The sequence below is a fragment of the Pseudomonas idahonensis genome (assembly GCF_037903935.1).
GTDB classification, from domain to species: Bacteria; Pseudomonadota; Gammaproteobacteria; order Pseudomonadales; family Pseudomonadaceae; genus Aquipseudomonas; species Aquipseudomonas danubii.
Genome location: NZ_CP149586.1, coordinates 3,734,711 through 3,746,642 on the forward strand (window position 1 = coordinate 3,734,711; position 11,932 = coordinate 3,746,642).

Genomic DNA, 11,932 nt, shown 5'->3' on the forward strand with positions numbered 1-11,932 from the left:
CCACGAGAATCACCATGCACAGCCATTACCCGAACACCCGCGCTCCGTTGCGCCCTCTTGACCTTCTCACCCACCAGCCAACGGCGGTAGCCCCATGATCGAAGTCACCGAAGTGTCCATTGCCGACCTGCGCGCCGCCCTGGAATCGGGCCGGACCACCGCCGTGGAACTGGTCCAGGCCTATCTGGCGCGGATCGACGCCTACGATGGCCCCGATACCGCCACCGCCCTCAACGCCGTGGTGGTGCGCAACCCCGAGGCCCTGAAGGAAGCCGAAGCGTCCGATGAGCGTCGCGCCAAGGGCCAGACCCTAGGCCCACTGGACGGCATTCCCTACACCGCCAAGGACAGCTATCTGGTCAAGGGCCTGACGGCTGCTTCCGGCAGCCCGGCCTTCGCCGAGCTGGTGGCCTACCGCGATGCCTTCACCATCGAGCGCCTGCGGGGCGCCGGGGCCATCTGCCTGGGCAAGACCAATATGCCGCCCATGGCCAATGGCGGCATGCAGCGCGGGGTGTATGGCCGCGCGGAAAGCCCCTACAACGCCGCTTACCTGACCGCGCCCTTTGCCTCGGGCTCCTCCAATGGTGCCGGCACGGCCACCGCCGCCAGCTTCGCCGCCTTCGGCCTGGCCGAGGAAACCTGGTCCAGCGGTCGTGGCCCGGCCTCCAACAATGGCCTGTGCGCCTACACACCATCGCGTGGGGTGATTTCGGTGCGCGGCAACTGGCCGCTGACCCCGACCATGGACGTGGTGGTGCCCTTCGCCCGGACCATGGCCGACCTGCTGCAAGTGCTGGATGTGGTGGTGGCCGAAGACCCCGACACCCGCGGCGACCTGTGGCGCCTGCAACCCTGGGTGCCGATTCCCAGCGTGAGCTCGGTGCGCCCGGCGTCCTACCCGCAACTGGCGGCCGACGCCACGGCGCTCAAGGGCAAGCGCTTTGGCGTACCACGCATGTACATCAACGCTGACCCGGAAGCCGGCACCAGCGACAAGCCCGGCATCGGCGGCCCCACCGGCCAGCGCATTCACACCCGGCCCTCGGTGATCAGCCTCTGGGAACAGGCGCGTCGCGCCCTGGAAGCCGCCGGCGCCGAAGTCCTGGAAGTGGATTTCCCGCTGGTGTCCAACTGCGAAGGCGACCGCCCCGGGGCACCGACCGTGTACAACCGCGGCCTGGTCAGCAAGGAGTTCCTCCATGACGAGCTGTGGGAACTGTCGGGCTGGGCCTTCGACGACTTCCTGCGGGCCAACGACGACCCCAAGCTAAACCGCCTGGCGGATGTCGACGGGCCGCAGATCTTCCCCCACGATCCCGGCACCCTGCCCAACCGCGAAGACGACCTGGCCGCCGGCATGGACCAGTACGTAACCATGGCCAAGCGCGGGCTCAAGACCTGGGACCAGATCGCCTCCCTGGCCGACGGCCTGCGCGGCCTGGAGCAGACCCGGCGCATCGATCTGGAAGAGTGGATGGATCGCCTGGGGCTGGACGCCGTGCTGTTCCCCACCGTGGCCGACGTCGGCCCGGCCGATGCCGACATCAATCCCGAGTCGGCGGACATCGCCTGGAGCAATGGCGTGTGGGTGGCCAACGGCAACCTTGCGATCCGCCACCTGGGCGTGCCCACGGTGACCGTGCCGATGGGCGTGATGGCAGACATCGGCATGCCGGTCGGCCTGACCTTCGCCGGCCGCGCCTATGACGATTCGAGCCTGCTGCGCCTGGCATCGGCCTTCGAATCCACCGGCAGCAAGCGCCTGATTCCACCACGCACGCCGGCCTTGTCACCCGCTCGCTAAGCGCAAAGGCCCGGGGCGCCCATAAGGCGCCCCGGGCCTTTACCAGCCTGACAACGCACCACAGCGATGCACCGCCAGGGGCGCGCAACGTTATGCTGCGCAGGCTATTTCAGCTGATTGGCGAAACGCCCCACGGCCCCCACAACCTGGCGCGCACCCTCCTGGATTTCGAGAATCACCGAGCCGGCCTCGTTGGCAAGTGCCAGGCCTTCTTCAGCCTGCCCGCGACTGTTGGCCATGCCGCTTACGGCTGCATCCGCCAGACTCTGGTTCTGCTGTACAACGCTGACGATTTCTTCGGTAGCGGCACTGGTGCGCCCCGCCAACTGCCTCACTTCATCGGCGACCACGGCAAACCCCCGGCCCTGCTCACCGGCCCGCGCCGCCTCGATTGCTGCGTTGAGCGCAAGCAAGTTGGTCTGTTGGGCAATGCCGCCAATGGTCTGGACAATCGAGCTGATCAGCAGTGATTGCTTGCCCAAGGCTTCAATCCCGGCGGATGCCGCCTGCATTTCATCCGAGATCATGCGCATCGTTTGCACGGTGTTCTGCACCACATCGGCGCCTCGGCGAGCGCTGATGTCGGTTTGTTGGGAGATCTCGAACGCGATGGTCGCCGCCTCGTTCACCTGCTGCTCGCGAGCCACTTGCTCGGTAATGACCGTGGCGAACTTGACCACCTTGTAAAGGACGCCCTGTGCGTTGTGCACCGGGTTGTAGGTCGCTTCCAGCCAAACGACTCGACCATGGGCATCGACGCGCTTGAAACGGTCAGCCACGAATTCACCGCGATTGAGGGTCGCCCAGAACTCCTTGTAATGACTGGACGCGGCATCGGCTGGGTCACAGAACATGCTGTGGTGCTTGCCTTTGATTTGCCCAAGTTCATAGCCCATTGAGCGCAGAAACTGCTCGTTCGCTTGCAGGATATGGCCTTGAAGATCGAACTCGATCACCGCGGTGGAGCGCAGCAGCGCTTGAATGAACGCCGAATTCTCCGCCGAAGTGTCAACGGTCTCGGTGATGTTCGAACCAAAGGCATGGATACTTTCCAATTGCCCCTGTTGATTGACAATCGGCTGCCAGAGGCCACGAAACCACGACAGTCCGCCATCGGGACGCTGAAAACGGTAAGTATCGATAACCGCGTCGTGGTTGTTCACGCTGTCGAGCAAACGACGATAACAATCCATCTGCCGCACATACTGCGGAATGAAATTGTCGAGCGGTTTGTTCAGCACTTGGTTGGCGCCACACCCCAACATGTTCAGAAAGCCTTCATTGGCATCTATAACGTTGTAGTTGGCGTCAAGGACCGCACGCACAAGGCAAGTCTCAATCCCGTTGAGCAACTGTCGAGCCACTGAAAGCTCCGACTGAAGAGACTGCAACTGCATTTTCAAACGAGTATTGAACATGGGCGCATCCTGCTAAAGGAGAGACTCTTTGCTATCGGCAACCGTTGGGGGTTTGTTTTCAGCTTTTTTTATGCTGCAAAAACACTATAGAAGCATTGTTTGCAGCGCTCCATTTTCTCCCCTGATATAAAGCCATGCCCCCAGCCTGGTGGTTACAATCCCCGCGCCACGCCACTAGCGCCCTTCCCCCATGCACCGCCCGAGCCGGACTACTGACCATGACCACACACCGCATTACCCTCGCCAACGGCTGGATTGCCGAATTTGCCGAACAAGGTGAATTCCGCATGGGCGCCATCAGCTGGAACCTGCACCTGCGCGGCCCCGAGCAACAGGTCATCCGCTATTTCGAAACCCAGATCGTGCTGGTCAACGACGAGGATGGCGAGCAGGCACGAAATCACATCAGCCTGTCCGAGGACGGGGTCTACGGGTACCTGGGCAACGGTATGAGTCACGGCTGGGTGATCGACTTTTCCCGCTGCATGATCGCGCCCCACCGGGTGACGATTTCCCACTACCACTACGCCTATGACGAATACATTTCGCTGCTGGAGCAACCGGCGTACAAGCGAGTGCGGGAGTACATCAGTGTCAGTGGTCGGACTTACTACCTGACCTTCCCCCTCACCCGGGACGAGGATTTCCCTAAGGTCTGGGAGGAGTACCTGGTGATCCGCCGGCGGCAGCTGGACGAGCTGTATTTTCGTAACTGAGTCAGCGCAGGCTCCAGGACACGCCCAGGTACACCCCCAAGCCTTCTCCCGGCGTCGAGCGCGCCGCGTCCAGCCCCTTGTCGTCGTAGCCCGGAGTCACGGTGGCGGCGTAGCGTTTGTCAGTCAGGTTGCGCACATCGACCCAGGTCTGCCAGTCGTTCTTTGGCGCGTTGTAGCCCAGGGTGGCGCCGAACAGCGCGTAAGGATCGGCGTAGTAACTGTTGGCGTAATCCACCGCCACCTTGGACACCAGTTGGGTGTTGACGGCGGCGAAGAAACCCAGGGGCCAGTCGTAGCGCAGCTCGCCCTGGTAATAGTGCATCGGCAGGCCCGGTAGGCGGTTGTCGCCAAAGCGCGAATCGTCGCGGTAGTGGAAGTCGCTGAAGGTGTAGGCCTGGCGCAGGCTCAAGCGGCCGACGCCCGGCTGCGACCACAGCTCACTCAGCAGGCTGGCCTCCACGCCCTGGTGCACTGTGGGGCTGGCGTTGAGTTCATAGGGCGTGGTGGCGCTGGGGTCCGGCAACACCGAGAGCAGTTCGTGGCGCACCTGGGCGTAGTACCAGGCCAGGCTCCACTCGCCCAGGCTACTATCGCCGCGGCCGCCCAGCTCCAGAGTGGTGGCGGTCTGGTTGCGCAGCTCGATCGGATTGCTTTGGGCACCGTAGGCGACACCGCTGGTTTTCGGGAAACGTTGATTGGAGCTGTAGATCAACGACCAGGGGTGCGGTGCTTCCACCGAGCGGCTGAGGTTGCCAAACAGCTGCACATTCGGCGTCAGCTGGTAGCGCAGGCCCAGGCGCGGCGCGTAGTCCCAATCGCCGAGGCTGGTCTTGCCGCCGCCCTCGGGGTAGGTCACCGCGCTTTCGCGCCGGGTGTAGATGGCCGCCAGCCCCGTGGTCAGCCACAGGTCATCGGCGATCTCCAGATCATTGCCAAAGTGCAGGACCGTATCCGAGCCCTGGTAAGTGAAATTGCGGATTCGCGTGCCTGGCGCATAGCTGGCGGTGTTGCCTGTGGGAATCCGCACGAACTCGCTGGCGCCGTCATTGGGCAGGTGCTTGGTGACCCGCAGGCCCAGGGTGCTGCGGCTTTCCCGGCCCCAGAGAGTGTCGCGGCGCTTGTAGTCGAAGGTGCCGCTGACGTCGCTGTAGGCCACCTTCAGGCGGTTGGGGCCTTCGCGCAGGTCCATGGGGTAGTCGTGGTAGACCAGACCGGTCTGAATGCTTGAATCGTCGTCGATGTAGTAGGTGGTCTTGTTGCCGACAAAGGTGCTGCCCGGTTGCTTGCGCCGGTCGTCGCGGCTGACATAGGCCGGGTTGGCCGCCCGCGGGTCGTGCTCGATGGAACGCTTGCTGACCCGCCCGGCCAGATCGTTGTCGGTCTCGCGGTAGCGCAGGTAGAAACGCGTTTCCAGGTTCGGGTTGAAGCGGTAGCCGAAGTTGCCAATCACCCCCTTGCTCTGGCTGCGGGTGTGGTCCTGGTAACCGTCGGCGTTGGCGTCGGTCAGCGACACGTAGTAGTCGAAATTCCCCAGCACTTGCCCGGAGCTGAGCTGACGCTGCTGATAACCGTGGCTGCCGGTGGCGTAGCGCACCTGCAACAGCGGTGCGTCGTAGCCGGTGTGGCTGATGTAGTCGATGGCGCCCCCCAGGGCCAGGGCGCCACGGTCGAAACCATTGGCGCCGCGCAGCACCTCTACGTGATCGACCCACAGGGGCTCCAGCAACTCATAGGGGGTGCCGCCGGGGCCGGTCAGGGGCAAGCCGTCGAGCATGGTGTACAGCCCCGAGGCATGGGCCCCCGGCGCGCGGTTGATGCCCGAACCACGGATCGAGATCTTCACCCCTTCGTTCCCGGCGGACTGGGCGTAGACCCCTGGCTGATAGGCCAGCACATCCTGGTTGCTAGCGACCCGGCCTTGCAGCGGCCGGCGCATGTCCACCACATTGCCGGCGCCCGGCACCTGGGCCAGCCGCGCCTCGGCCTCTGCCACCTGCTGTCCCTCAGCGCCCTGCTCCTGCCCCAGGACCTGCGCCGGGGCCAGCTCCACGCTCCGGGTCTCGGCGATTGCCGGGCAGGCAAGGGCCAGGCCCAACAGGGCCGTGGGCAAGGATTTTGGCGAAGACATCGAGAAAACTCCGACAGGCAGAAAGGGGGCAATGCAAGTTGCGACGCAGGAAAGAACCAAGAGAACACAGGGCAATTGGGCTTTTTTTCGCCAGGAAAGCGGATGTCGGCAGTCACGCCTTCACTGGCGAAGCCACAGCGTCCAGCACGCAGCGCTAAGGGTTCTTGGCCCCCGCCAGAAAGTGCGCCACCAAGGCATTGGCATGACCATGGCCCATGCCGTGTTCGGATTTGAGCCAGGCCACCAGTTCCATGTGCTTCTTGCCGCTGACGGCGCCAAGAAGCTCCAGCCAGTGGCTGATGGGCTGACCGTAGTTTTTTTCAATGGAAGGAAAGTACGACGCCGGGCCTTTGACCTGGCTGGCTTGGCTCTTGTTGTCTTGGGTCTTGCCGTCTTTGCTCATGCTTCACCCTGTGCTTTTTTACTGCCCTTGATGTTTTCGATCAGATCGACCACGTAGTTCTGGTTGAAACCGGCAACGAAGGACCAGAACAGCAACTTGCCATAGGCGGCGTAACCATCAGCGTGCTGGCAGAAAATCACATAGAAGCTGTTCTCGGGGTAGTTGCAACTCTTGTCCCTGACGATCTCGGGAAACAGCTCCCCTTGCACCACGCCGGAGATGAACAGGATGTACAGCAAGCCCGCCAGGATGCCGCCAATGAACGACGGCAGCAGCACATTGAACCAGGAACTGCACAGGCTGATGATCTCCTCCTCGCAAAGGTGTGACAGTTGCCGGTGAAACCCCACATAACCACCAATATTGCCGACGATGAACACCACCGAGGGGATGGTGTAACCGTCGGCCATGGCGACCGCTCCCAGGGACGCCGCCAACAGCAGCACAAAGATGATGAACAGTCGCTTCCATAGGATGTTCAGTGCTTCCTGGCGGTTCATGTTCAGCTCGTCGGTTCAGGTTTTCGGAGAGATCCGTCTACCTTGATGACGATAGATGAGCCTTGCCCGGCAGGACCTTTTTTTTCGCCAGGGAATCCTTGCCCCTGCGACCTGCGCCTGCCGTGTCCTCAGGCCGGATACCCGGTGATCTCGCGGATGCTCTGATACAGCGGCTTGAGCTGGCGGTACATGCGCAGGTAGACCTCGCTGTACAGCCGCTGATACATCTGCTGCGCTTGCGGCTGTGGCTCGAACACCGCGCCGACCCGGGTCATGGCGCTGATGGCCGTGGGAAAGTCCGGGTACAGGCCCAGGCCCACCGCACAGGCGATCACCGCCCCCAGCCCCGAGGCTTCATAGACATGGGGGCGCTCTACCGGCAGGCCGAAGATGTCCGCCGTCAGTTGCATCGCCGCATCGCTCTGGGAGCCACCACCGGCCACCCGCAGGCGAGTGATCTTCAACTTGGAGCGTTTCTCCATGCGCTCCATGCCCTGGCGCAAGGCGTAAGCCAGGCCTTCAAGGATGGCCCGGTAGATATGGGCCCGGGTGTGCACGTCGCCAAAGCCGATCATCGCGCCCTTGGCTTCCATGCCCGGCTCGCGGATGCCCGGCGACCAGTAGGGTTGCAGGGTCAGGCCCATGGACCCGGGCGGCACCGCCTGGACCAGGGCATCAAACAGCTGTTCCGCCTCCAGCCCCTGCTCGGCCGCCTGCTGCACTTCCCGCAGGCCGAACTGTTGCTTGAACCAGCTGACCATCCAGTAACCGCGGAAGATCATCACCTCGCAGTTGTAGTGGTTCGGCACCGCCGCCGGGTACGGCGGGATCAGCGGCACCACTTCCAGATAGCGGGAACGGGTGGTGGTGATGGTCGCCGTGGTGCCGTAGGACAGACAGGCCGTGGTGGAATCCTGGACGCCCGAGCCCAGTACTTCGCAGGCCTTGTCGGCACCGGCGGCAATCAGCGGCAGGCCCTCGGGAATACCGGTGTGGCGGCTCGCTTCGGCGCTGATCCGGCCCAGGGTTTCACCGGGTTTGAGCAGGGTCGGCAACTGCTCCTGACGCACCGCCAGGGCCTGCCATTTCCAGTCGCTGGGGGCGGCCCAGCGCAGGCGCTTGTAGTCGAACGGCAGGTACGCCACGCAACAGCCGACGGAGTCGACAAAGTTGCCGGTCAGGCGATGGGTGAGAAAGCCCGACAGCAGCAGGAACTTGTCAGTGGCGGCCCACACCTCGGGTTGCTGCTGGGCCACCCAGTTGGCTTCGGCCTGGGCCCGAAAATAGTCCACTGTGGCCTCGGCGCCGATCAGCTTGAACAGCCAGCCCCAGGGTCCCTTGATCCGACCCTCGACCTCGGCCTGGCGCTGGTCGAGCCAGAGAATGGCCGGACGCAGGGCCTTGCCCTGAGCATCGACATTGATCAGGGTGCCGCGCTGGGTAGTGAGGGACACGCCGCGGATCTGCGAACGGTCGATACCGGTCTGCTGCCAGAGCAATTGGCAGGCTTCGCCGAGCTTGGCCCAGTAATAGTCCGGGTGCTGTTCGGCCCAGCCGGGCTGGCTTGAAAAATAGGCCTCCAGCTCCACCTTGCCCTTGCCCAGCAAGTTGCCCGACAGGTCGAACAGCAGCGCGCGCACGCTCTGGGTGCCGTTGTCGATCGCCAGCAGGTAGTCCTGCTTATTGTTGTTGTGGTTGTCCATGGGGCTCTCTTGGTTGGGGCTCAATCGGTGACGGGGGGCAGGCTGTGATGGCGCTGCCACAGGTCGCGATAGCGCTGTTCTTCGGCCAGCCAGCGCGCATCGTCCCAGCGCAGGCGGGGCTGGCACAGGCGGCGGATGGCCGGCAAGTACTGCGCCGCGCCTTCGGCCAGCAGCAGACCGAGCCGGGTACGGCGCAGCAGCAGGTCGTCCAGGTGCAGGACCATTTCCGCCTCGGCGGCAAAGGCCAGCTCGGCCCACAGGGTGTCGCTGACGCCGACGCAATCGCCGCCCAGCTCGGCCACCCGCTGCGCTACGCGGGGCAAGTCGCGGCCATGGCGCCCGGCCAGGCGCCGCACTTGAGCCGCGCTGAGCCCGGGAATATCCACCGGCGCCTGGGGGGCGAACACCGGTTCGCCGTCGTCCTCCACGTTGCGCCCGAGCATGGCGCCACAGGCTTGCAGCACCTCGATGGCCTGGGGCCGGAAGGTGGTGAGCTTGCCGCCGGCCAGGGTCACGCAGCCCGGCTCCTGCCACAGCACATGCTCGCGGGTTTCGTTGGACGGCTTGCCCTGTTGCTCCCCCCCCGCGCCGGCCACCACCGGGCGCACCCCGGCCCAGGTCGAGAGCACATCGGCGGCGCTGACCTGAGCCTGGGGAAACTGCTGGGCGCAGGCGGCCAGCAGGTAGCGCAGTTCTTCCTGACTGATGCTGGCGCTCTGGTCCAGATCGTCGCGGTGATCAAGATCGGTAGTGCCCACCACCGTGGCGCCTTCCCAGGGGAAGACGAACACCGGCCGACCGTCCTCGGCATGCATGAAGCTGAAGGCATAGGCCACCGGTAACCGCCAGCCCGGCAGCAGCAGGTGGCTGCCGCGCAAGGGCCGCAGTTGGCGAACGCTGCCCGGCGGGCGCAGGCGCTCGGCCCAGGCACCGGTGGCCACCGCCAAAGCGGCGCAACGCAGCTGTTGCGGCGCCCCGCCCTCACTGTCCTCGATCTCGACCCCACAGACCCGCCCGCCTTCGCGCAGCAGTCCCGTAACCCGCAGGCCGCTGAACACCTGCGCGCCATCGGCCCGGGCTTCGGCCAGCACCCGCATCACCAGGCGCGCATCGTCGGTCAGGGCATCCAGGAAACAGGTGCCCCCCAGCAGGCCCGGCTCCTTCACCCCCGGAGCCAGGAAGCGCAGGTGCGCGGCATCGTGAAAGCAGTGGTTGCGGCGCCCGGCCAGGGCGTCATACAGGGTCAACAGGCCACCGAACACCTTGGGCCCGGGAAACCTGCCGCGGTAATGGGGCATCAGGAAACTCATGGGTTCCACCAGCCCGGGGGCCTCCTGCAGCAGGCGCTGGCGCTCGCGTACCGAGTCCCGGGTCAGGCGCCACTGGCCCTTGGCGATGTAGCGCAAGCCGCCATGGACCATCTTCGAGGAACGGCTGGAGGTGCCCCAGGCAAAGTCCCGCTGCTCCAGCAATAGGCAACGCCAGCCGCGCCGCGCCGCTTCCCGCAGGATGCCGGCGCCGCTGATGCCGCCGCCGATCACGATCAGGTCCCAGGGTTGCGCCCCCAGCCCGGGCAGCGCCTGTTGGCGCCACTGGCCGTTCCAGTCCTGGCCCATGGCGTCACTGCTCCAGCAGGGTGCCGGGGTTGAGGCGCCCGGCGGGATCGAAGTGGCGGCTCAAGGCCTGCAGGGTGTCGATGGCCAGCGCGCCCTTCTCCCGCCGCAGGTACGGCGCATGGTCCTTGCCCACCCCGTGCTGGTGGCTGATGGTGCCGTGGTGATTGACGATGGTCTGGCTGGCGGCGTGCTTGAGGGCCTGCCAGCGCGCCAGGGTCGCCGGGTAGTGGGCGTCGGGGCGGAATACGTAAGTGGTGTAGATGCTCGACCCTTCGCCATAGACATGGGACAGGTGAGTGAACACATGCACCTGCTCGCCCTCGGCGGCCAGACCATCACGCAGGCTGCCCTCGATGCGTTGCAACAGGCGGTCAACGTTGCTCCAGTCGGTGGCGGTTTCCAGGGTGTCCACCAGATAGCCGGCGTTCCACAGACTTTCGCGCAGGTAGGGAAAGCGAAAACGGTTCTGCGCCCACTTCTTGCCCAGCAACGTCCCGGTAAAGACCCCGCCAAACCCCTTGAGCTGGCGCCGGGCGTGACGCAGGGACAAGGCGTTCTGCTGGCGATTGCCGGTCACGCCGAAGGTCAGCAGGCACTTGCCCGGCCCCGCGCCGCGCAGGGCCAGGTATTTTTCCAGCCAGGCGATCTGCGTGGGATGGCCGGCCAGGGCCAATTGGGTTTCGGTCTCCAGGGCATTGGACAGGCGCAGCATCGACAGCGGCACCCGGGCCTGGGCCAGGGCGCGCACCGCTTGCAGCGCCTGGGTCCAGTCCGGCAGGAACACCCCATAGAAGCGCTCGTCGTCCGGCAAGCGGCTGACCCTGACCTTGACCTCGGAAATGATCCCGAAGCGCCCTTCGCTGCCCAGTACCACTTCCCGCAGATCCGGCCCGGCCGCAGACGCCGGAAAGGTGGCGATGGGCATCGGTCCGGCAAAGGTTTCCAGGGTGCCCCCGGCGAACAGCTGCTCGATGCGCCCATAGCGCAGCGACTGCTGGCCACTGGAGCGGCTGGCCACCCAGCCCCCGAGGGTCGACAGCTCCCAGGACTGGGGGAAGTGCCCCAGGGTGTAACCCCGGGCGCGCAGCTGGCTCTCCACCTGCGGGCCACTGGCCCCAGGGCCGAAGGTCGCCAGCAGGCTGTCTTCGTCCAGCTCCAACAGGCGACTCATGCGCGCCAGGGACACCGTCAGCACCGGCCGCTCGGACCAGCCTGGATTGATGTGCCCGGCCACCGAGGTGCCGCCGCCGTAGGGAATCAGGCACAGGTCGCGGTCCTCGGCCAGGGCCAGCAACTGGCGGATCTGCTCGGCGGTTTCCGGAAAGGCCACGGCATCCGGATAAACCCCCAGCTCGCCTTCGCGTAGGGCCAGCCAATCCGGCAGACTCTGGCCGCGGGCATGCAGCAGGCGCTCCTGGGGATCGATGCAATACAGTGGGTGGGCAGCAAGGCGTGAGGCCGGCACCTTGGCCAGCGCCTGTTCCAGAGTCGCCTCCGGCAAGCGGCGCCCCGGGCCCAGGCGCTCGGCGAGAAACCCCGCGCCCTGGGCCGGCAATTCGACCACCGTGGATGCATCCCCCCAGCCGTTCCAGCGTCGCATACGTGTGTCCTTGTGCTGTTCTTATAGGTCTTGCTTCAGGC

General features: G+C 65.0%; 9 protein-coding genes and 1 pseudogene. 2 read left to right on the plus strand and 8 right to left on the minus strand.

The window, feature by feature from the left end:
• Positions 1-94: 94 nt before the first annotated feature.
• Positions 95-1,807: an amidase gene (locus WIN67_RS16825; RefSeq protein ID WP_306382172.1), complete on the plus strand. Its 1,713-nt coding sequence runs from the start codon at positions 95-97 to the stop codon at positions 1,805-1,807.
• A gap of 104 nt (positions 1,808-1,911) precedes the next feature.
• Here WIN67_RS16825 and WIN67_RS31125 read toward each other — a convergent pair whose 3' ends face one another.
• Positions 1,912-2,454: a methyl-accepting chemotaxis protein gene (locus tag WIN67_RS31125; protein ID WP_371826212.1), complete on the minus strand. Its 543-nt coding sequence runs from the start codon at positions 2,452-2,454 to the stop codon at positions 1,912-1,914.
• Positions 2,449-3,225, minus strand: a pseudogene (locus tag WIN67_RS31130) (PAS domain-containing protein); the annotation flags it as partial. The pseudogene WIN67_RS31130 and the gene WIN67_RS31125, both read right to left, overlap by 6 nt.
• A gap of 218 nt (positions 3,226-3,443) precedes the next feature.
• Here WIN67_RS31130 and WIN67_RS16835 point away from each other — a divergent pair.
• The gene (locus WIN67_RS16835) at positions 3,444-3,941 is read left to right on the plus strand and encodes a hypothetical protein (protein ID WP_306393686.1); all 498 of its coding nucleotides are present in this window, start codon (positions 3,444-3,446) and stop codon (positions 3,939-3,941) included.
• Between the two features lies 1 nt (position 3,942).
• Here WIN67_RS16835 and WIN67_RS16840 read toward each other — a convergent pair whose 3' ends face one another.
• From WIN67_RS16840 to WIN67_RS16865, 6 genes are all read right to left on the minus strand, one after another.
• Complete coding sequence (locus WIN67_RS16840) at positions 3,943-6,069, minus strand: TonB-dependent receptor family protein (protein WP_339069403.1); 2,127 nt, start codon at positions 6,067-6,069, stop codon at positions 3,943-3,945.
• A 154-nt stretch (positions 6,070-6,223) separates the two neighbouring features.
• Positions 6,224-6,472, minus strand: coding sequence for a DUF4287 domain-containing protein (locus tag WIN67_RS16845; protein WP_339069405.1), 249 nt, complete (start codon positions 6,470-6,472; stop codon positions 6,224-6,226).
• Entirely contained in the window at positions 6,469-6,972 is a 504-nt protein-coding gene (locus WIN67_RS16850; RefSeq protein ID WP_110596890.1) for a hypothetical protein, read from the minus strand. Before WIN67_RS16850 ends, WIN67_RS16845 begins: the two co-directional genes overlap by 4 nt.
• 128 nt (positions 6,973-7,100) lie before the next feature.
• The gene (locus tag WIN67_RS16855) at positions 7,101-8,675 is read right to left on the minus strand and encodes an FGGY-family carbohydrate kinase (protein ID WP_102879126.1); all 1,575 of its coding nucleotides are present in this window, start codon (positions 8,673-8,675) and stop codon (positions 7,101-7,103) included.
• Between the two features lie 20 nt (positions 8,676-8,695).
• Positions 8,696-10,291: a glycerol-3-phosphate dehydrogenase/oxidase gene (locus WIN67_RS16860; RefSeq protein ID WP_339069408.1), complete on the minus strand. Its 1,596-nt coding sequence runs from the start codon at positions 10,289-10,291 to the stop codon at positions 8,696-8,698.
• A gap of 4 nt (positions 10,292-10,295) precedes the next feature.
• Entirely contained in the window at positions 10,296-11,891 is a 1,596-nt protein-coding gene (locus tag WIN67_RS16865; RefSeq protein WP_170003901.1) for an FAD-binding oxidoreductase, read from the minus strand.
• Positions 11,892-11,932: the final 41 nt, after the last annotated feature.